The organism is Sediminitomix flava, from assembly GCF_003149185.1.
GTDB lineage: Bacteria > Bacteroidota > Bacteroidia > Cytophagales > Flammeovirgaceae > Sediminitomix > Sediminitomix flava.
In genome coordinates this window covers 279,747-303,877 of the sequence record NZ_QGDO01000003.1, presented here as the reverse complement: position 1 = coordinate 303,877, position 24,131 = coordinate 279,747, and the positions used below count along the sequence as shown (strand labels likewise).

Sequence of the window (24,131 nt, the reverse complement as noted above, 5' to 3'; positions counted from 1 at the left end):
ATTATGTTTGTTTGCGTTTAGTTAATTATTGAATGAAAATATTTTTGTACGTTTTTCTCTTTCGGCTAACTCATATTTGACACCATAAAAACCTGGTATCACATTAGGGTTACTTACAGAATCTATATAAACCGCTACATCAAGTTTACTTACATCTTCCTCTGGAATTTCTAAGCCTTCAAAAGTAAAATAACCAAAGTAACTACCTGCAGGAATTACGACTTCTTGCTGCATACTATAGTGCTCATCAAGCTTAGCCGTTGTTTTCTTTTGGTCAATGGCAATGTAAACCTTCAAGTCTTCTGTAATTGGAGTACTAATGAGTACACTATCTTTAAAAACTTTGACCAAACCGCTTGTTGGGTTTTCTTTTGAAAGTTGTACTATCGCTTGTTCTGAACTTAAGCACACAATTGGGTCTCCTGTATATTCTTTATCTTCAGATACTAAATCATTACATGAAGTAGCTAAAAAGCCCAATACGATCCATAAAAACTGCTTCATCATCTAGTCTATATAAGGGTTTGAATTCGTCTCTACCAAAGGAATATCCCAGTTGTAAAGTTTTGAACCAGGTACTAACAATTCTCCGCTAGAACGTTCAACGGTTATGTTCAGACGTTCAGAAATACGTTTCAAATCATAGAAGCGTAAACCTTCTGAAAACAACTCCAAACGGCGTTCATTCATTATTTTTTTAAGATCAATCGTAGCGTACAAACTAGCTCCACGAGCTTCTCGTAAAGTATTCACTACTTTTAGTGCCTCCGATGGATTTGTATCCAATACAGCTTCTGCATAAATCAAATACTGCTCGGCTAAACGGAAGTGTTTGTAGTTCAAGTTCTGATCTAGAGTAGTTTGATAATCAATACGGTACTTTGAAGGCATATTGATATCATTGATATACTCTGGGTATTTTCTGATGTCACTATCTTCAAACAAAAGCAGTAGATCCGTAGCTAAACTCACACTATTGAATTCATACATTTCTTGATAATCCAAATACTGAGCTTCATCTGTATCACTCAAGTCATAAGTCATGAAAATCACTTCTTGATTTTCGCTACTTTCAATATCCTTCCACAACTTTTCGTATTCTTCTTTGGATAAAAAGGAACGATCAATGAAAGATTTTGCACTTTCTTTTGCCATCTCCAAATCACCCATAAATAAGGCTACTCTTGCTTTCAACGCTCTTACAGCATCTAGTCCAAATACAAACTCCTCATCTGCGGCTAAAGGTGTAAAGCTTGTTTCTACAAATATGCTTTCAGCCTTCTCCAAATCTGAAATAATTTGCCCATAAACAGTTTCCAAAGGTGATTGAGGTAAGTATTCTCTATCTAACTTAAGTTTTAATGGAATTCCTAACTCTTGTCCGTTTGTACCATCATAACGAGGGGCATATAATTGAACCAAGTTGAAGAAAGACCAAGCCCTCAAAGCAATTGCTTGAGCATAAATTTGATCTCTTTGTACTCTTTCTTCCTCTGTAGGTACAGGAACAATTGAATAGTTGTCACTTAACACATTCATTTTGGAAATCAAACTATACTGAGATGCCCAAATATGTGGTTCCGGTTGTGAGGAATAATCCCATTTGAATACGTAGTAGTTACTTGGAGAATACCCTTCGTATGCTTTACCAAAATCATCAGATGCAAAATCAGTCATTTGCATATTGCTATTGGCATCTGCAAGACTTCTGTAAACGTAGTTCAAAGCCTGTTGATAGTATTTTACATCATCAAAAGCAGACTCAGATGGAACGACATTATCAGGGTCTATGTCTAACAAACTGCATCCTGAAAGCATCAAGCTCCCGATGAATGCACAAAGTGTTTTTTTCATTTTCATCAGACACTTAGAAAGTAAGGTCAAAACCAAGTGTATAAGAACGTAAAAGTGGTTGTCCGATACCTGTAATCTCAGGGTCTATACCTTCGTATTTGGTGAAAGTAAATACGTTATTCACCTGAGCCGTAATCATACATTTTGTACCTATCCACTTAAGATAATCGCTTAGGTTATAGCGAACAATCAAGTTTTTCCATCTTATGTACGATGCATCTTCCAAGAATAGAGAGTTTACCGAAGTATCTGTGAAAAACTTAGGATATGGGTACATTTTCACATCACCCGGAGCTAACCAAATTTCATTTAAGAATCCTTCAAACGGAACTTCTCCATTCTTTACATTTTGGATCATAGTGGCTTTCAAGTTATTGTAATTCACACCTCCAAAGGCAAAAGTGAATAAGGTCGAAATTTCTAAGTTTTTGATCGTAAAAATGTTAGAAAAACCTCCTGTAAGCGGATGATCATAAGTTCCAAAACCTATCATTTGCGGCGCTACACCTCCAAGTACCAAGTTATGATTTTCATCATAGTACATTGGACTTCCATTGGCTGGATTAACCCCTGCCCAATACTTTACATAAGCTGAGTTTATTGGCTCTCCCACTTTAAAATATCCTTCTGTACCTACTTTAATTTCATCAGCACCATACAAGTCTGTAATCTCATTGATGTTATATGCTAGGTTGAACTGTGATGTCCATCTGAAATGACTTGTACGAATATTCACAGTACTCAATTGGAATTCAATTCCTCGGTTTTGTAAAGCACCAATGTTTTGAAGAAGATCTGTATATCCATTACTTGCAGGAATACTCACGGTAGATAATAGATCATTTGTATTCTTAATATAACCTTCTACCGTACCATAAACTCTACTGTCAAATAATCCGAAATCTACGGCTGCACTCCATTGTTTTGTCTTTTCAAATCTGAGGTCAGGATTATAGAATTCCACAAGGTTTATCATTCGCTCCCCTCGATACATATCATCGTTGGTGAAGTCATAAAATGGCATACCAAGTGTCTGACGAATACCTCCAGAGTTATAATTCAATCCGTATGAAAAACGTAAGTTCAGTTTATCTATAACTTGATTATTTGCAAGAAAAGGTTCAGCCTTCATATCCCATGCAGCCCCTGCTCCCCATGCCGTTACAAACTGTTTGTCTGATGGTAAAATAGATGAACCATCATATCGTAAAGAAGCATTAAAGTCATACTTATTCTTGAAGCTATATGAGAAATTCCCATAGAAGCCCAAAAGAGCATCAATGTATTTACTATTACTTACCGTTGCATCTGGGTTTGCTCCAATAGATGGATCAACTTTATCTGAAATTCCTACACTAGAATAACCAAATCCCCAGTTCTGATTGTGAATGTATTCTGTCCCTGCTGAAACCGAGAAAAAGTGTTTTTCCAATGATTTCACATAGTTCATATTCGCATTTAAGCGATTACTCAGAAACTTCGATTGGTTTTTACTAAATCTACCAAGCTGATCACTTGTCGTAATCGCATCTGCATTCGGAAGATTTACATTATCATTTTCCCCATCATTATAAGTCAATCCATAACCTGCAAAGAGGCTAAAACCTTTACCCATTGTCCAAGTTAGTTTTGGGTCAATGCTTAAACGCCATGTTGTATTTTCAGCATACGAATTATACAATTCATCAAATGGGTCTACAAAATTAACACTACCATTATTATTTTTTCTTGCTACAAAATCAGTAGTTTCCAAGGTTTCATAAGGCTGTAAAGTATAGATCAAACGAGCGGGTGAAGTACTAGACTTAGAAGTCTTGCTACGACCAATCGAAGCATCTACACCCACAGTAAGATTATGGGTTATGTTGTTATCTACATTTAGGCGAGTGGTGAATCGCTCAGCCCATGAATTTTCATATCCACCATCTTCTTTGTAGTAGTTTGTAGATAAGAAATAACGGCTATCGTCACTGCCTCCAGAAATACTAATTTGTAAATCTTTGATCTGCCCAACTCTAGAAAGTTCTTTTAACCAATTTGTATTGGTGTTCTCAAGTTCTCTATACTTTCTTTCTTTGTAAGCCAAAACAAGTTCATCATCTAAAGGATGTGGAGAATAAATATAACCTGCTCCGTTCGTTATATTCAGCGCTTTTTCTAAAGCCATTTTTTCTCTAGCATCCATCAAACTAATACCTCCTAATCCTCCAATCGGACGAACAGTATGCTGATAACGCACATTGTACTGCGTTTTGCCTGACAGACCTTTCTTTGTTTTGATTTCAATAACTCCATTTGCCCCACGAGTACCATAAGCTACTGTAGACAAACCATCTTTCAAGACATTGATTTCGATAATGTCATTTGGGTTGATGGTATTGAATACATCAGAAGTAATAGGGTTTCCATTCAAGATGTAAAGAGGTTCATTAGCAAGGTTAAAAGATGCCATTTCTGTATCATCTTGAGTACGAATACCCAAAGAGTTATTTCCTCGAATACGAATTTGTGAAGTTTCACCAGGCTCACCACTTGTTTGAATCGCCAGACCAGCTACTTGCCCTTGTAGTAATTGGTCGAAAGAACCTGAAGGTGTTCCTTGTGAGAAAACTTTGCTATCAATTTTACTAACAGAACTTGTAATTGTACGTGTATCTTTCTGACTTTCACCAAAGACCATTACTTGTTCTAGTGTGCTTACTGTAGATTTCAATTGCACATCTACTATGCTTCGACCTTTAGCATCTACCGTAATACTTTCATACCCGATATAACTAAAAATCAGTTTTGCATCAAGTGCTACATCATACAACAAATACTCTCCATTATAATCTGTAATCACTCCCATACTTGTCCCTTCAACAATAATATTCGCTCCAATGAGAGGATCTCCATTATCCTTGTCAGTGACCACCCCCTTGATGGTATTGCCTTGAGCGAAAGCTTGCCACCCTAATCCGAAGAGAAAAAGGATGAACAAAGGCAGTTTCACTGACACCAATGAAATATATTTCATTTTCAATTAGTTAGTCTGCAAGTGGACTAAGCGAAAACTGAAGCGCTTTTTCCTCTTTCAAATACTTCTTTGCTATTTTTTGCAGTTGTTTGATCGTAATTCCTTCTGCAAAATCTTCGTAGTTATTATAAATTGAAATACCTTCTTTACTTTCTTCGATAGCATGTAAAAGCTTCATCCAAAAGCCATTCGTTTCAAGTGATGCTTTTCTGTGATTGAGTGCCGCTTTTCTTACTTTTTCCAAATCTGAAAAATCAATACCTTCTTTTAATTTTTCAATCTCTTCAAAAGTAGCCTTGCTCAATTCTTCGACTTTTTCTGGGTCACAAGTGTACATGATATCAAAACGATAATGCTGATAAGGTGATTTCATCACCGTTACAGTTGAGTATGGAGCATATGCTCCTCCTAACTCTTCACGAATTCGATACGTTAACTTAATGGTCAGAATATCACTCAAATACTCAATTGCCATTTTCTCTTCTTGCCCCTCAGGGTATTTACCTGTTAGGCGTATGATGACTTTTGTCTTATTCGCTTTATTTAATTGAAAATCGTGGATACCACCTTTTGGAGGTCTAATACCATGATCTTTGAATTTAGCAGTTAAACTTTCTCCAGAAAGTGATCCTATATATTTCGCTATGAGTGGTTTAACTTCTTCTACATCAAAACTACCTACCATAAAAAAAATCATGCCTTTCACCGATGAGAATCGTTCTTTGTAAAACTCAAATGAGTTTTTAAAATTTAGCGCATCGAGCTGCTCAGTAGTTAGCATAGTAGCCGTACGTAGGCTATTCTGCATCATCACCTTATTGATTTCATCTGCAAACCTTGTTTCAGGGTCATTCAAACTATTGCGATTGTACTCCTTTTTGTTTGTGATGAACTGACTACATTTATCCTTATCCAAACGCGGAGATTCAAAAGTCAAATGTGCTAATTGTAGCAGCGTTTCTAAATCTTCTTTTGTGGAAAAACCAGAAACACCTTCCGAATATCGGTGGATAAACGGAGCTAGATAAACCTGCTTTGTACTTAATATCAGATCAACTTCTTTCTGACTAAATTTTCCTAGACCTCCTAAATTCACTAAAGTAGCCGCCATTGAAGCATCATCAAATATTGAATCTGCAGCCCAAGAATATCCCCCATCTCTTGTAGAGGTTAATCGGATTTCATCATTTTTTAGCGCTGTTGGTTTCAATACTACTCTTGCTCCATTTTCAAACTCTAAAGTAGTTGCTCCTATTTCTTCTTGGTACTTTTCGTTCACCAATATCCCTGCCTCAGGAAGCGTTGCCATTAATGGTTCATTCACTTCTTTACTTTCAAATGGCTTCAAGTTTTCATACTCAATTTCTTGAATCGCATCTACAAGCTCTTTCTCTGATGGTAAGTTTTCTGTATTAGGAGCTGTTACCAAAATTACTCGGTTCGCTTCAGAATTGTGAATGTACTTATCTATCAGAATTTGAATATCAGCTAGTGTTACCTTATCAATTACCTCTTGTACAAACTCCTTTTTGAAATCATTGTCTGCATACTCCTCATCATACAAAATATGGTTGGTAAGCATTCCTGCCAACTGTGCTGAAGTAAGTGTATTTTGCTCTAGTAAAGCAGTTTTTAGTTCTTTTGAAAGAATGGTTCGCTTGCGCTCCAACTCTACTTCACTGAATCCATATTTCTTGATTCGGTATAGTTCATTCAGTAAGTCTTGTGTACCCGATACAACTTTTCCAGAACGAACAGTTGCTGTAGAAATGTATCTGTCTTTATTTCCAGAAGCATCCGAAGCATAAGATTGAGCGTACATAAAATCTTTTGTTCCTGTTTGAGCAACATCGGAAAGTCGTTGGTTTACCAAATAGGTATAAAGTAAATCCAATACACTTTCTTTCAAGTCTTGTAGTGTCTCCATTTTTCGGTTAGGAATCTTATCGACAATCTTTACCGAAAGACTTGTAATCTCTGGATCTTGAATCAAACGAACTAAAGTTTCCTCATGAGAAGGTACTGTAAATCGCTCACGTTTTCTTTCGTTTACAGGGTTTTCTAAATGCCCGAAAGTTTCTTCGATACGACTGATGATTTCCTCTTGATCAATATCACCTATTACAACTAAACTAGCCAAATTTGGGCGATACCAATCTTTGTAATAACGGCGAAGCTCATCGCTATTACTTTCATCCATAACGATATCCATTTCTCCAATAGGCATACGCTTTAAGTACTTTGAATTGTGATAAAGAAGTGGATACATCTCCTTTTTCAAACGCTCTGAAAGTCCTATTGTCGTTCTCCATTCTTCATGAATGATATTTCGCTCTGAGTTAATAGCCTCTTCTTTCAATTCTAAACCTGCAAGAATATCTTGAAAGAACAGAAATGCACTATCTAAAGTCGTTTTCTCCGTATTTGGAACTGGAAGCATATACACGGTCTCATCATAAGAAGTATATGCATTGATATCGCTACCAAAAGCTACACCTATCGATTGAAAATAATCAATCAAAGAATTATCAGGAAAATGCTTACTTCCGTTGAAAGCCATATGCTCCAAAAAGTGCGCAAAGCCTTTTTGAGTATCGTCTTCAAGAATAGAACCTGCATCAATAATTAACCTAAATTGGACTTCATTTTTAGGCACTTCATTTTTTTGAATGTAGTACTGGAAGCCATTGGCTAATTTGCCTTTCGTCAAAGCTTTATTGAGCGGAATATTCTGAGCGCTCAAATCCATCGCTAGGTGTACAAACACTACAATCAACAGGATTGCACTGAGTACCTTGTTTGAAATCTTCATAAAATATTAAAAGCCCTAGGTCTCCCCATAGCGATTACAGAATATTTTAATTACATCGTTGAAGCTTTCTTGAGAAGAGTATTTCATTATCCGTTAAATGTGCTCTTTTTAGGGTTAATAACACACTGTGGACTAGTTGCTTGTTTAGTTTAATTGAACTACTCTCATCAAATTAAGCGCGCGAAGATAAACCTAAAAAAAATTAAAATAAAATAAAGACCACAATAAAATTTCAAAATGAATATAAAGTAAACCCTAAACACCACCCCAACAACTACCTATTAACCAAACACATACAAATAAATCACCTTAATTCTCTAGGCAAATATTTCTGTTCAAGATATTGGTATATATAAATATTTAACAACAGCTACTAACGTCATTTTAAACATTTACCTATCTCCACAACAAAAACTATAAATACTTCAAACTTCTAATCACTACTTTTCTCTTTATAAAAAAGCCTTAATCCATTTTTATGAATTAAGGCTTTAAATTATTTCTGACTTATAAAAATTAGTGCATTACTCCGACTGCTTGTTTCTCCTCCTCTTTCTCTTCAAACTTGAGTCTTGAACAGTAAAAACCGTAAAATAAAATATACAGGTAACAAACTACAGGAACAATAAATGACATTTGTACTCCAATGATATCTGCGATAAACCCTTGAACTAAAGGAATCAGTGCTCCTCCTAAAATAGCCATTACCAACAGCGAAGAACCTTGACCTGTGTACTTACCTAATCCTTTAATACCTAAAGTAAAAATATTTGGCCACATGATACTATTGAAAATACCGACACCAATTAAAGCCCACATCGCAAAGCTGCCTGAAGTAAACATTGCTACGCTGATAAGCACAACGCTTACAAAAGCAAAGATTGCTAAAGTTCTACCAGCTACACTTTTACCTATTACAAATGCAATAAAGTTTAGTGCGATTATCCCGATATAAGGGAGAACAATATCAAATGAAATATCTGCAATACTGAAAATCAGTAGAAATGAAAACGTAGCTGCGAATAGCATTGAAAGGTATTTTTTTCCATTACTCATTTCACTCAAGGAAATAGCGCCAGAAAATCGACCAATCATTGAACCGCCCCAATAATATGCAAGATAATTTTTAGCGGTTGCTTCTTCTAATCCCATAATTTCTTCCAAACCAATAAAGTTGATAAGAAAACTGCCTATGGCAACCTCTCCACCTACATATGCAAATATCGCAAAAGTACCCAAAGACAGATTCGGGAATCGAAGTGCTCCCACTCCTTTTACAATCTCTGAATCATTCACAAAATTAGGAAGCTTAATCAGCTTGAAAATGATTGCCATCACAAGGAACATCCCTCCAAAAACCAAATATGGAATCTTCACAGCATCCCCTGTTGTGGTTTCTGTAAAGAATAAATCAAAGATCAAATACCCTCCCAAAATTGGGGCTATCGTTGTTCCTAAGGAGTTAAATGCTTGTGACATATTCAATCGTGATGATGCCGTCTCAGAAGGTCCTAAAATAGAGACATAAGGATTGGCTGCAATCTGTAACATAGTAAATCCTAGTCCCAAAATAAATAAGGCTGAAAGGAAGAAACCGTACATTTCAAACTGTGCCGCAGGATAAAATAAAAAACAACCTATACTAGACATCACAAGCCCTATTACGATTCCATTTTGATAACCTATTTTATTAATTGGATCACCAATTCTCAATGAAAGAATAAAATACAGTAATGAACCGATGAAATATGCTCCGAAAAAGGCAAACTGAACAAGCATTGCTTGCCAATATTTCAAATCAAATAAGTCTTTTAAATAAGGAATAAGGATGTCATTCATACATGTGAGAAAACCCCACATAAAAAATAATGCGGTAATAATGATCAGAATTGATCTGTAGCTTTTGTTCATAATAGTTTTAGTTATAGATAAGATATTTTATGTCTCTACTTCTTAAAAAATGAATAAGAAGTAAGTTCCTTTTGTCAGCTTTTGGTCATCTGAAACAATACAGTCTCGTATTTACTGAGTAAAAATCTATTCTTATGGGAAGAAACCCCAACAAAATGTTGGGGTTTATAAGTTGTACGAAGTTGTTGAGAAACTTCTTTGTCTATATATACTATTCCCAGAGTTCGAATTCTATATTTCTAGTCGCAAAAATCAAGGTATCTGTTACGTTATAAGCCATATTATCCTTTTCAAAAGAATACTGTAAGTATAACTCTTTACTTTCTTGATTATAGCTACATTCATGCTGTTGAAAATCGGAAACTTCATCAGAGGTTAAAATCAACTCTTCACCTTCCAATTGTATTTCCATTCCTTCTGACCTATCGGCTATCCCAGTAGTTTTTACGGCATTTGCATCTTCAGTATTCAAGTTCCAATGCTCATTTTTCTGTAAACTTTCTTGTGAATAAACTATCCAGAAGGTTGAATCTTTTTCTATATCAGTTACTTCAGACTTACCCTTATGATACCAAAGTCCATCTAATAAATGGATATATTTCAAGGCTATTATCGTATAGTCTTTTTCATCATGAATTACATCTAAAGAAGTAGATGTCAATTGAAATGGCAAAGCATATAAAGTATTCGGATCTCGATCATTTGATATAGCTTCTAGATCAAAATCGACTTGTATCACACCTTGAAATTCTCCTTTGGGGATTACCATTCTAGAAGGATCACTGAGTGAATACATTGAAGAAGGTAATATTTCAAAAGGTGTTCCAGCTAACAACTCTGGAACAATCTCGAAATCAGCCCACTCTTGAGATGTATTTTCTCTTCTCCCTCCAAATGACACTCCTACTTTTATAGATTCATACTCGTCTAAAATCAGTGTTCTGACTGGTTTCTGATAAGAAAAATAAGTAGTTGTTGTATCAAAATCATTCAAGTAGTCTTCATAAGCACAACTTGATAAAAAGAATACGCTACTCAATACTAAAAATATATTTTTCATGCCATTGGTATTTACATTTTACCATCCATCATTTTGTCTCAAACCCTTTCTTACCTCATCAAAAGGTATCGGACCAAAGTACATATAGTCTTGAAAGTTTCTTTGCTCTACAAGTACCTCTTGATAAGAAAAGCTACTATCTGCATTCATTGTAATTTGGAGTCCATTCACTTCTGAGTTCAAATCACTTTTCCATCTTCTTAAATCCCAAAAACGATGACCTTCAAAACACAACTCTACTCTTCTTTCATTTCTGATTAATTCTCTGAAAGCATCTTTCCCTTGTGCTGCTACTTCATCTAGGTATGCTGTATCTTTTATTCCTGCTCTATTACGGATTTCTAAAATTGCATCCTTAGCACTCAAGGTCACACCTCCAAAGCCTAATTTCACATCTGGCCCAACCCATTCGTTGGCAGCTTCGGCAAAATTTAACCACAATTCTGCCTGACGGAACAAAGCATAATAATGTGTTGCTACACTTTCATCTAGACCGTCCGTACTCGCTGATTCGGCCATCCACTTTCTCAAATAATGTCCTGTGCGAGTAGCATGTACAAAAGTTTGTTCTGTATCAAAACCACCTTCGTAGGTCTCAATACTTTTGTTTTTAAACTTCATCCCATTATGCACAATAGATGCGTAATAACGTTTAGACAGTCCCTCAAATGGTTTATTAGGATCAAAACCACTCAGCTCATGATCTTGTGGATAACCATTGGCCATGTAAAAGCTCTTGGCTAAATTTTGAGATGGGCTTGTTCTTCCTGAACCATTTGATGAAGGAGGAAAATTCGCTCTAAAGAATGAATTATTTCTCGTAAACTTTCGTAGGATGATCTCATTATGATTTTGACTATTGTAATACTTATCCAAGTTTCCCCATTTGATCCCTGGCAAGCTTTCTCCCTTTTGATTAATAGCATCTAAAGCGGCTCTTGCAGCAGCAGACCAAGATTCTTTTTCAAATAATGGGCTAGCTGCGTATAGCAAAACACGAGATTTTAAGGCGAAAGCAGCTGTTAAATTAGCTCGACCTGTTTGATCTTCGCCAAATACCAGATCAGTTCCTTCATAAGTTGGGGGCAATAATTCAATTGCTTTATTACAATCAGAAACAATCTGTGAAATACAGTCTTCATAAGTATCTCTTTCTATCGCTTCATACTTATCAGTGTTATTTTCTAAGGCTTTTGTTTGTAAAGGAATTCCCATCAGAACGCCATCAACTTTCCCTCCATAAGCTTGAAGTAATTGCCAAGTGTACCATGCTCTCAGAAAGTATGCTTCTCCTTTCAGACGCATCACAATTTGAGTATTCAAACCTTTGTCAGATAGATAATAAGGTGCAGTTTGACCATATTTTAGCCAAAGGTTTATGTTTTCAAGCTGTGCGTAATACTTATTCCAATCTCCAAGAATATTATTTTCGGCTCGCCAAGCCCCATTTCCATTTATAAAGATAGAAGAACTGTAGTCATTCGTAACAGCATTATCTGTCATACAATCCATGAAAATATGATCTTCCAATGCAAAGCTGTTTGGTAACGCATGATATGCATTTAGCAGTACTCCTTCAGCATACTTAGGATTGCTCCATACCATCTCATCATCTACAGAACCATCAAAATCTGTCTCTAAATAATCTTGACATGAGCTCAAACAGATGATAAAAAGAAAAAGTAAAAAATGTTTTTTCATGGTCATATCATTAGATCGTTAAATTCAAACCTATAGAAACGGATTTCATCAGTGGGAAATTGGAAATACCAGCCGAAGTACTTTCTGGATCAATCCCATCTAGCTCAGAAAAGATTAAAAGATTATTACCTTTCATCCATATGCTCATTTCTCTCAGTTGATTGTCTGATACTTTTTTCAAGGGCAATCTATAGCGAAGAAAAAAATTGCTCAGTTTCAAATAATCTCCATTTCTGACCCAGAAACTACTGTTCTGATGGTTGTTTTCAGCAGATTTACTGGTGAGCCTTGGATAACTTGCCGCTGTATTTTCTGGCGTCCAACGATCATTAACCTGTTCTGAATACTTTTGAACACCATCTACCCAGTGATAACTGTCATTCAAAATCACATCTCTTCCAAAAATACCCGATACTTCTGCAAAGAGTGAGAAACGCTTATAGTTTAACTTTAGCGTAGTGTTGAGCAAGAAATCGGGAAAAGAATCACCTATGATTTCTTGATCATATTCATTGATTTTTCCATCACCGTTCAAATCTTGATACTTGATATCTCCCGCTTGAACAGTTCCATAATGCTGTGTATAGTGATTCTCAATTTCTTGAGCTGACTGGAACAATCCATTTGCCTGAAGACCAAGAATTGAATTTACAGGATAACCAATTACATTATTGAATTCATTGCCAGCCACAAGTTCAGACTGAGAGTACATTCCACCTAGACCTATTTCATAATGAAAATGATTAATGTGTTTTTTTAGGTTTAAGGCTAGTTCTACTCCATGGTTATTGACAACACCATAATTTGCATATGAATCAACTTGAGATGCATTTAAATACCTATTATTGATTAGGTTAAGAATATCAAATCGGTGATGATTAAAATATGACATTTCGAATGAAAAAGACTTTCCTAGTGAACCTTCCAAATTAAACTCATACTCTTCCTGCTTTTCCCAAGTCAGATTTGATACACCATATTGAGCCAACTGATAAACTTGATGGCTGTTATTATTATTTTTACCAAAATCTACGCTACCATTCGAGCTCCATACATTTTGATTTAACAGATGATTTCCAAAACTCATATCTGTAGAAACCAAACCATAAGAAGCTTTCAAACGAAGGTATTTGAATACATCAGGCACAAAACGTTCTTCGCTCAAAATCCAAGAAGCTGAAGCTGCATAATTCAACTGATGGGGATTATCAGAAATTCTATTCGTTGCGAAATCAGAGATTGTTCCTTCAAAAATATACTTATTCTTTAAGTTTAAAGTTGAAAGGAAAGCTAAAATAAGCTGTTTTGGTTCTTGCCTACTTGTCTTAAATTCTTCTCTGTTATAGTTGAAAAATCCTTCCAATAATAACTTACTTTTCTTTGCTATCGACTTCTTATAATTTAAAGACGCTCTCAAATTATAGTTTCTGAATACAGCATCGCTATTCCTAGACTGATTGCTCAACTCTGTCTCTCTTTGCCTCTGCTGATAACTGATTTCTCCATCATCAGAGAACCCTAGTGTATAAGCATTGTATTTTTTATTCTGCCCATAATTCACCATGTTATGAGTATCAACAGCTACACTTGTCTTGGCACTCAAACCTTTAGAGAATTTTGAAAGATCATAATCCAAGGTCAACATGGACTGCCCTATGATTCGTTGCTCTTTTTGATAGCCTTTATCATTCAGCTCTGCATAAATATTTTGTGTATACAATCTCGAAACACCGTAGCCATTTGCTGTAATCCCGTTTACATCTTCGGTATTTACAAAAATTGGATATTCATTTGGGCGATGAGTAGAAAGCAATCCAAATAACTTATCACCAGAGACTGTGCCCGAAGACAGTAAGTCTGTTCTTACATTTATCTTTGCTAATAAATTGATTGATTTGCTCAGCTTTGCTCCTAGATTTCCTCTAACATTAATTCTATCCAATCTATTTTCTGGCCCTACATTCGTAAGACCCTCTTGCCCCGTGTAACCAAGAGAAACAAAGTACCTAGTTTTTGAACCTCCTTTAGAAAAGTTTAAATATGCCTTCTGAAATGCAGAGTGTTCATTAAAAATCAAGTCTTGATAATCATTATTGGGGTATCTTAAACTATTGTCACTTGACTGATAAGCTTGAATAGCCGACTCGGAATAATAAGGAGTTAATCCATCATTGGCTCTAGCTTCATTATAAAGTTTGGCATATTCATCGGAACCCAAATAATTTGCAGTAAAGGTAGGCATCTGTACTCCCTGTTCATAAGAAGCATAAATACGTCCTTTACTAATTTCGGGTGTTTTTGTTGTAATAGAAATAATACCATTTATAGCTCTTGGCCCGTATAGAATCTTAGCCTTAGACCCCTTAAGAACTTTGACACTCTCAATCTCTTCTACATTCAAATTATAAATAGAACGAGGTACTCCATCAATAAAAACTGCGGCTTGATTATCTCCAGTTGTACTCAAACCACGAATTGTCATGCTTGCCTGATTCCATGCTAAATCCCCATTCAATTGTTCAATAAGCAAACTTGGCTCTTTTCCTTTCAAAGCTAGTGCGACATCCAAGCTGTACGAATGCTTAAAGGAATGGTAGTTTACATTCTCAGTCATTCGAGCAGATGAAATATTTGTAAAAGAAAGTAGATCATCTAACTCAATCTCTTGTTCTTTCACTCTATCCCTTAGTACTAATTTATTGTAATCAATAAATGCACTCACATGATGAATCAATTTCTTTTTCCCCTCTGCTTCAATAACATACTGAAACCCTGGTTCTCCATCTAGATGAACAATACCTCTTCTGTTGGTGTGATAAACTTGATCTGAAACCTTATCACTCCCAGCATTTATAAGTCTTGTTACCTTAGCATTCTTAATAGGCTTCTTATCTTTATCTACAATCTTAAGCGTATATAAAGTATAGTCAAGCTTCTTCCTCTGCGCTTGCAAAGGATGAGACAAAAATCCTAAAGCGAGAATAGCGGCTACAATAAGGGTATTGTGTTTTAAAAAAATCTTTTTCATAATAAAGTATTTAGCGCCTTACCATCCAGGGTTTTGTTCGAAGTTTTCTAACATGAAAATCATATCGCGTGGCCAAGGGTACCAATAATGCTTTTCATCAAAAACTCTACGAGCTCCAACTACATCTATTGTTTCAAATGTTTCTTCTCCTGTATTATTATCCCTTACTACTTTTACCCCTTTTATTGATTTTTGAGCAGAAAGATGAGCGATATGCCACCTTCGCATATCCCACCAACGCTGAAATTCGCCATTCAACTCAACACTTCTTTCATTCCAAATTCTAGTTCTAAAAATCTCTTTATCTGAAGTATATACAGCATTTACTTCAGGCATTCCTACTCTTGCTCTCACTATATTTATAGCTTCTAATGCTGTTAGGTCACTTCCTTCGACTTGTCCCGTTGGACCGACTGCTTCATTTGCTGCTTCTGCAAAATCTAAATAAGCTTGAGTAAGACGCATATAAGTCCAATTCATGAAATAGTCTCCGTCTTGCGCCCAATTATTCGCCGTCTTAGGAAGAAATTTACGCATGTAGTAACCCGACTTTAGGTCTTCTCCTGCTCCATTATAATCGATGCCATTAGCATTTCGATTTCCACCTTTATCAATTGAAAAATCGATAATTCGCTTCTTACCTTTTTCATCTAAACCATGTTCAGCTCCATGATAAAGTACTGAATATGTCAAACGTGGGTCTCTATTTTTATATGGATTCTGAGGATCATACGAAGGGTCATCTTCAATCGCTAAACCATTTGTAGTTTCAAACATATCTACCAAATTCTGAGTAGCCAAAGTATATCTATTGCTATTCACTCCAAATGATCTAGGAACATAGAGCTGCTTCAATGTTCCTCCCCAACCCACAAATCCTTTACTCAATCTAAAGAAGATAGATTCAGTAGATACGATATCTTCTCTACTGTAAAATATGTTAGAATAGTCGTCGATTGTACTTCCATTATGCAGAGAAAAACCATTCTTTTCCGCAAAAGCTATCGTTTCTGCTGCTGCTTTCGCGACTTCCAATGCTTTGGTTTGATTGTAAGAAAGACTGTATCCATTTACTGCATTCATAGTCGGACTCATGTCATACAACAAAGCCGTACTTTTCAGCATATAAGCCGCAGTAGCAGTAGCTCTGCCAAAAGTAAATCCCGATCTTGAAGCTGGAAGTAACTCAATAGCTCGCTCACAATCTTCTACTATTTTTTGAGTGATGAACTCATATGATTCTTTCGGTAAATCTAAATCTTCATCAGCTTCAAAAACACGATCAATCCAAGGCATTCCTCCATATCTTTTGATCAGCTCAAAATGATAATAAGCTCTTAAAAAGTATGACTGTCCTGTAATCTCTTTTTGTTGTCCTGCCGTAAGAATTGGAGAAACTTCAGCTTCTTCAATACATCGGTTTACTACCCTTAAAGCTGCCATTGCATTGTAAAAAGTAGCTGCTTGTCCATACCCATTCCCACTTGACCATCCTACTTCAAAAGCTCCCGCTTTATTATCATACAAACCTGTATTTACATATTGTGCATAATCTTGCCAAGCAGTCGTACTTGGACACTGAAATTGGTCTGAAACTGTACTTATTGCCGTATTTTGAGAACTCAGATGGTAATCAAACAAACCTTTGTATGCATAATCTAGGTGCCCCAAAAAAGTGGTATAGTTTGAAAAGACTTCATCCTTAGTAATTCCTGAGTCTTCTACTTTATCTAAATATGCTTCACAGGAAAATATTAGTATCGAAGAAAGTGATATCAATATAAATTTTATCTGTTTCATAGCTCCTCAATTAAAAAGTGACTGTCAAACCTGTGTTATAGCTTTTGATTAATGGATAAGAAGCCAAAGTTGCAGCCTCTGGATCAAATCGGTCATCCATATCTGTAAGTGTTAGAAGATTGTTAGCTCCCACATACAATCGAAGTGAATTAAATCCTAATTGCTTTTGTAAGTAATCGGACTTTAGTTGATAACTAAGCTCCAATCTTTTTAACCTTAAATAATCTGCTTTCTGATATGCATAATCGCTGAATTGCTGATTGTGTGATCGAGTACCATTGTTTGATCTAAGAATTGGAACATTTGTAGCCAAGTTGTTAGGTGACCACGCATTCAGATTATGAGGATTTGCTGTTTCATAATCTGCATTTGTAAACTCATAAAGCAGAGCATCGGGTACAACTTTGTATACTCCTGAGACACCCGAAAAAAGACCATTCAACTGAAAACTCTTGTAGGTTAAGCCAAAATTAAAGGCCACATTTATAGATGGATATTCCTGATAGTCTGATACTACTTTATCATTTTCATCAATAACGCCATCTCCATTAAAGTCTATATATTTGAAATCGCCAGGAATTCGATCTTCAGCTCCCCAAACTGAACTTGGTGAGTTATAAACATCGTCCCAATCTTGATACAAACCATCTGTGATTAATGTATAATTTGAACCGATTGGTTTTCCAGCATCTTTCATATAATCTGGCATTTTCACAGGGTCATCTCTAAATACAACTCTGTTTTCAGCATAACTCATATTTAGCTGAAGCATGTATGAAAAATCCTTTTGCACAGGCTTATTCCAAGTCAATGAAATTTCATAGCCTTGACTTTTCGTTTCTCCAATGTTTGCTTCTGGAGCTTCTAGCCCAAACCAATCAGGAATTGTTCTACGCTGCATCAAAATTCCTGTACGATGTTCATTGAAGAAGTCTACTATTGCAGAGAAATAATTAAACAACAATACTTCAAAACCAAGATTTGCCTTTTTTGCGACCTCCCAAGTAGCTTCAGGGTTTGCTGCTTGTCCTTCTTTATATGTACCTCTATTTCCTGCAGGATTGCCTATTGAAATATTTCCACCACCTTCATACAACTCCAAATATGTCCACCTACTAGCACTTTTATCATAACCAACTTCACCATAAGAAAAGCGAAGCTTCAATTCATCAATAAAGTCAAGAGCTGAATTATTTCTAATGAAATTTTCTTCAGACATCATCCACCCCACTGCATAAGAAGGGAAGAAACCAAACCTCAGACCTGGCGCAAATTTTTCAGAACCATTATAAGCTCCATTCATTTCCAAGAAGTATTTGGAGTCATAAGCGTAAGTCACACGACCAACCCAACTTTCTTCAAAAGCAGGCCATTTTACTTTATTGATTGACTGCGAGCGCATGAAAAGACCTAAGGCAGAAAAGTCATGCAAATTTCTGAAAGATTGAGCGTACCTTACAGCGGCCTCATAATACAAGTTTCTTTTATAGGCATTGAGTTTTTCATCTCCTACACTTACAGGCCCTGGAATGTAATTTCCATTTGGAAAACGCAATGTATCTGTTTCAGTATATAAATACGATGGGACATTAAACTCAGAGTTTCGATTGTTCTTATTACTAATCGTTCTGATGTAATCGAACTTTGTGTTGTAAGCAAATTTCCCTGTGAGCGACAAACCTTTAGCTAAGAAGTCTAGCTTCTGATCAAGATGTAAATCTGCGGCTAAAGTATTTGTTCTATTGATATGAACACCGCTATAATTCAGCAATAAATAAGGATTAGAACCTCCTCCATCATGACCGATTTCTCCATTCTCATATTGGATCGGGAAAATATAGTTTGGGGCTTTATAATAAATCAGTTTAAAGAAATCTGATTTCGCCCACGAATCGTCAGAGCTATTCCCATAAGCAGGCTGATTCTTTGTAGAAATGTTACCTGCCAATCCCAGTTTTATATTTGTGGTCGGAGTTACATCCAAATTGAGATTTGTTCGGTAGTTATACTTTTCAAATAGAAATCCAGGATCGTATGATTCGTGCTCAATTGTATTGAAAATATCACCTTCAGTAGCATAACTCAATGAAATGAAATAGTTTGACTTCTTAGTTCCACCACTTACATTGATATTGTAATTTTTTGTCACACCATAATTGTTCACCAACTCATCGTGCCAATCTATTTCAGGATACATGTAAGGGTCTAGCTGGTCTCTATACTTTCGGATATCTTCATCAGAATAATAAGCACTCGGGTCAAATACTCGATCATTAAATAATGCTTGATTTTTCATTTCCATAACCGATGCTCTATCAGCCATTGAAAAATTCGAAATCGGTTGCTTGAATGATAAGTTATGTGAAAAGTTGAATTTCGCTTTTCCCTTCTCTCCTTCTTTGGTAGTGATCAAGATAACTCCATTTGCTCCTTTTGTACCGAATACAGCAGTTGCAGAAGCATCTTTTAATACAGAAATACTTGCTACTTCATTAGGGTCAATATCATTATAATCTCGTTCGATACCATCTACTAAAAATAAAGGTGTATTGTCTACCCAAGACGATTTCCCCCTAATGAAAATACTTGCCGCATTTTCCCCAGGCTGTCCAGACTCTTGGATACTTGTCATACCAGGAACCAAACCAACTAAGGCATTCGATAAACTTAAATCAGCTCTGGACATTAATAAGTCCTCTGATTTAACCACATCAATTGCCCCGACCACACTTTCTTTCTTCTGGGTGGCATAACCAACAATGACAATTTCTTCAATTTCTGTCGCTGCTCTTTCTAGGTATAATGTCAGATTTTTCTGTCCTGTATATTCAACGGTAAGCGAATGATACCCAATATAACTCACCAAAATAGATGTTGTGTCTTTTGGTAATTCAAACTTAAAACGTCCATCATAATCGGTTGTAGAACCAATTGTAGTATTAGGAATATAAACACTTGCTCCTATTAACTCTTCTCCTGTTTCTCTATCTTTTACGATCCCCTCAATTGTTGTGAGTTGACCTTGTCCTAACAAGAAAATAGGCATACAACTGAGTATTATCAGAAATAATGGTTTCTTATAATTCATCATAGTATAGCTCTCTAAAAAGTGGACACTCTAGTTTATAGAATGTTTGCTAACTTATTATGAAGCAAAATTTTTTAATCAATTTTGATGAGGAACACTTCTTCAGAATACTTGGATGAAAGACTAAACAGAAAGGTTCCTTCATTTAGTCTTTCTAACCTAATTGTTTCAGATGGATTTGGATGATATCCTTCAAAAACTAAAGAACCATCTAAAGCAAAAATTTTATAATAAAAAGCGTGTTCCTCTTTGAGATAAAGCACTCGATCATGAATTAGAATGAGGCTTTTTTTTTATGTTTCTTTTTCTTTTTGTGTTGATTCTTATTTGATAAAACTAGCTGTTCACCTTTTGCCCATAAAAGGAAAGACTTCGCTAACCTCCCATTCATTTTACTATTCTTACTAGGGTTTTCATGGAAGAGATGTGTTCCATAAAACAACAGCTTACCTTTTCCGAAACTTCTTTCTATCAAAGCAGGTGTACCATCATTCCAAGAGGCAATTACGTTCTGATCTGCTTCACTAGAAAATACGATCTGATCTTTAGCTACATCAATCGTATTTCCCATATTCAGTTTATGGAAGTTCTGATCGAAATAAAGTGTTGCGGCATCTTTCCCCTCTTTGAAACGATCAATTTCAATATCTAAGTAAGGAATTTTACGTTGCTCACCTTGATACTTTAACTCAGCATTTTCTTCATAAATGTATTCGGCAAATCGACCATTGATCACCGCTTTTAGCTCATCATTTTTAACGTATCCAGCTAATGCCTTTATCGTAGATTTTTGAGTAAATGGCATTGAAGGAATTATTAATGGAATCTCTTTATTGAAGTTTCCGCTTCTGAATTGCTCCTCTGTAACGACATCTATATTGTAACCTTTATCGTAATAGAACCACTGTCTCGCAGTCACGTAACTCCCATAACAATACTCCGCATCTAAATAAGCCAAACGCATATTTGAACTCGGCCATAAGTAGTTCACTTCAGCTTTAACCACTGGTGTATTTAGAATGTTAGACTCCTGACCTACTATAAAGTTTTGTAGAAAGTTCTTCGTTTCATACCATGATGGTTTTTCCACACGATTTCTATCGAGTAATCCATAATGTTCAATCCCGTATTCTTCCGCCCCCTTTTCTGCTTGGCCATTGTAGGTGAAATAAACAAAACCAGTACAACCTGCTTGGAATGCTTCTCCTACCATGTCATTTAAACCTTGAGCAGTAGCATTTCCATTTTTATTGTTGAACTCCCCTAGAAAAACAGGTTTCTCATTCTGAAAAATTGAGCGAATAAAGTTGACTTGAGTACCTACTTTAGATGCATTTTTCTCATAAGGATAAGTATTTATTCCGATCACATCGGCATAGCTATAATTGATAACAGGATCAAGAGCTACAGTGGCGGCAAAAGCACCAGACCATTTCCACATCATGTTTTGAATGTAAAAATGTTGATCATCTATTTCTTTACACTCTTTGATGAGGTCTCCGATAAACCTTGCTTTGGCAATACAATTCCAAGTACTCCAATCCAAGAAATGCTTGCGTTCATTATCAGGCATTTCTTGCCAATTTTCTGGTGGTGTATTTGTATAAGGCTTTACTTTAGAAAAACTCTTATAATCTGTATTCCAAGCTTCATTTAGAAGAGTTATGTTCTGATATTTCTCTTCAGCCCATTCCTTAAATGCCCTTTTGTTGTTCCAGTTATAATCTAACCATTGTACTTTATCTGCAAAGTGCGGTTCTGTGTAAACAGAATACCCAATTATTGAAGCTCTTTCTTTGAAGTGACTAATTGTTTGTTTTACATAATTGTAGTAATGCTCTTTTAAAACGGGAGATGAAAAAGTCATTCGATCATACTGATTGTTCCCTTTCTCATCTTTTACTAGCAATTCTTTCTCAGTGTATTTTTCCAAAAACCAATCAGGATGCCATTCGTGTGCCGATTGATTGAATTGAAGAATCACCATAAGACCAGCATCATCTAGTTGATCAAAGAGTTCATCCAGTTGGTCAAAAGAAAATACGCCTTCTTTAGGCTCAATGTGATCCCAAGCTATATTTAATCTGACCCCATTAAAACCTAAATCTTTAATCTTTTCTATATCATTTTCCCAATGTCCCTCATTCCAATGATCTAAGCCCCAATACTGTATTCCTGCAAACAGAATTGGTTTCCCATCTCTAAGGACAACAGGCTTACCGTTTTTCTTTCCCACCGTTGTAGGTATCAACCCTCCAAAAAGAAAATGGGTATTCAATAAAAGTATAAGAAATAAACTAAGGTTTTTCATTGTGTCGTCTAGCTACGGAATGTGTTGATGATAGAGAAGAAAGGCTAGAAGGAACATACCACTACTCCTTCTTCGCCTTTCTTAAATTGATTTACTTACTTGGCTTGTGCTTTTTTCTTTTTACCCCCTTTGCCTTTTTTCCCTTTTTTCTTTCCAGACTTTTTAGGAGGGAAATCACCTACACGCTTAAATTCTGCAACCTTAGCTCTTAAGTGACGGTATTGTGCTTGTTCGTCTTCTGACAAAACTGTAATTGAATCGGCTAAATTATTCTTTTCCTCAGGGTCAAGCTTTGTATTGTAGAATGCCCCATTGTCGTAATATTTCCACTCTGTATTGAATGCAAATTGTTTTACTGGATAAGTTTTCTTTCCGAAATAACTGATGAAAACAAAATCTCTGCTTTCATTACTTTTCTTACCAATTAATTGCGGATAGAAACTGATTCCATCTAGACCTTCTGGACGATCAATTCCAACAATATCTAACATTGTAGGATAAAAATCTGTCAAGTCAATTAGGTTTACATTCACATCTTTTTTCACCAAACTCGGACAATTGGCAATAAATGGGACATGAGTACCTGTGGTCAGAGATTTACCTTTACCTCCTTTAACTTGCTTATTATTTTGGCTTGTATATACTTTAGATGAAGTACCATTATCTCCCATGATTAGGATTACTGTATTTTCTCTGATGCCTAAATCATCCAATTTATTAACGAGTCTGCCAAGCATTTTATCCATATACTCAACATTTGCCCCGAAGTATGCAGGATCATTCAATGTCAAATCTTCTAATGCAGCATACTCCTCTTCCATATCTGGTGTTGGTTGGAAAGGATCATGAGTTTGTATCATTGGATAATAAAGAAGGAATGGATTGTCTTGATTCTTCTCGATAAAATCTAAGGCAAAATCATTGACTACATTTGGACCGTACTTTCCTTCTCCATCAAGTGCTTCTCCATTTTTGTGTAAAACAGGATTCTTGAATCTAGGTAAACCTTTTTCAACCAAGTTCCACAGACAATACTCGTCAAAACCGAAATAGTAAGGCTTATTCAGAGGGTCTGACTCGCCATAGCTCAATTGCCATTTACCTGCAATTGCTGTAGCGTAACCTTCTTTCTTAAGTGTATTGGCAAATGTAGTTTCCGATGCAGGTAACAGACCAAACTTTTTATAGTTTCTAGAATTGTATTTTCCTGTCATCAACTTCACTCTTGAAGGTGTACAGATTGGAGATGCATGTGCATTTTCAAACTTCATTCCTTCATTGGCTAGCTTGTCCATTGTTGGCGTTTTGATATCATCTGCGCCATAACAACCAACTGCTTCTACCCCAATATCATCTATGAATACCATGATGATATTCTTTTTGTCTTTTTGTTGAGAAAACACCAAAGTTGATGTACTCAACATGTATAGGAATACAAAGAATGCTGATATTTTTTTCATAATGCTTCGCTATTAAAAAATGTGTTTATAGCTATTTATTGTTGATGCTTCTTAAAGATCAAAGCCTAAAAGTGTTATGAGAAAAATTTG

12 protein-coding genes are annotated in these 24,131 nt (G+C 35.8%); all 12 read right to left on the bottom strand.

Annotation, left to right across the window (positions count from 1 at the left end):
• Window positions 1–21 precede the first annotated feature (21 nt).
• Window positions 22–507: a hypothetical protein gene (locus tag BC781_RS13125; protein ID WP_109618428.1), complete on the bottom strand. Its 486-nt coding sequence runs from the start codon at window positions 505–507 to the stop codon at window positions 22–24.
• Entirely contained in the window at window positions 508–1,854 is a 1,347-nt protein-coding gene (locus BC781_RS13120; RefSeq protein ID WP_158281471.1) for a RagB/SusD family nutrient uptake outer membrane protein, read from the bottom strand.
• A gap of 13 nt (window positions 1,855–1,867) precedes the next feature.
• Entirely contained in the window at window positions 1,868–4,870 is a 3,003-nt protein-coding gene (locus BC781_RS13115) for a SusC/RagA family TonB-linked outer membrane protein (protein ID WP_109618423.1), read from the bottom strand.
• A gap of 10 nt (window positions 4,871–4,880) precedes the next feature.
• Window positions 4,881–7,682: a M16 family metallopeptidase gene (locus tag BC781_RS13110; RefSeq protein ID WP_109618421.1), complete on the bottom strand. Its 2,802-nt coding sequence runs from the start codon at window positions 7,680–7,682 to the stop codon at window positions 4,881–4,883.
• A 516-nt stretch (window positions 7,683–8,198) separates the two neighbouring features.
• Entirely contained in the window at window positions 8,199–9,593 is a 1,395-nt protein-coding gene (locus BC781_RS13105) for a sugar MFS transporter (protein WP_109618418.1), read from the bottom strand.
• A gap of 211 nt (window positions 9,594–9,804) precedes the next feature.
• Window positions 9,805–10,653 carry a DUF1735 domain-containing protein gene (locus BC781_RS13100; RefSeq protein ID WP_109618416.1) on the bottom strand — a complete coding sequence of 283 codons (849 nt, stop codon included), beginning with the start codon at window positions 10,651–10,653 and terminating at the stop codon, window positions 9,805–9,807.
• Between the two features lie 18 nt (window positions 10,654–10,671).
• Window positions 10,672–12,354 (bottom strand): RagB/SusD family nutrient uptake outer membrane protein, encoded by a 1,683-nt coding sequence (locus BC781_RS13095; protein ID WP_158281470.1) that lies wholly within the window; start codon window positions 12,352–12,354, stop codon window positions 10,672–10,674.
• Window positions 12,355–12,364: 10 nt separating this feature from the next.
• Window positions 12,365–15,382 carry a SusC/RagA family TonB-linked outer membrane protein gene (locus BC781_RS13090; RefSeq protein WP_109618412.1) on the bottom strand — a complete coding sequence of 1,006 codons (3,018 nt, stop codon included), beginning with the start codon at window positions 15,380–15,382 and terminating at the stop codon, window positions 12,365–12,367.
• Between the two features lie 18 nt (window positions 15,383–15,400).
• The gene (locus tag BC781_RS13085; protein ID WP_109618409.1) at window positions 15,401–17,182 is read right to left on the bottom strand and encodes a RagB/SusD family nutrient uptake outer membrane protein; all 1,782 of its coding nucleotides are present in this window, start codon (window positions 17,180–17,182) and stop codon (window positions 15,401–15,403) included.
• 10 nt (window positions 17,183–17,192) lie between these two features.
• The gene (locus BC781_RS13080) at window positions 17,193–20,273 is read right to left on the bottom strand and encodes a SusC/RagA family TonB-linked outer membrane protein (RefSeq protein WP_109618406.1); all 3,081 of its coding nucleotides are present in this window, start codon (window positions 20,271–20,273) and stop codon (window positions 17,193–17,195) included.
• Window positions 20,274–20,544: 271 nt separating this feature from the next.
• Entirely contained in the window at window positions 20,545–22,506 is a 1,962-nt protein-coding gene (locus BC781_RS13070) for a beta-galactosidase (protein WP_158281469.1), read from the bottom strand.
• A 170-nt stretch (window positions 22,507–22,676) separates the two neighbouring features.
• A complete protein-coding gene (locus tag BC781_RS13065; RefSeq protein WP_109618400.1) occupies window positions 22,677–24,041 on the bottom strand; it encodes a sulfatase-like hydrolase/transferase in 1,365 nt (454 codons plus the stop codon).
• Between the last annotated feature and the right edge of the window lie 90 nt (window positions 24,042–24,131).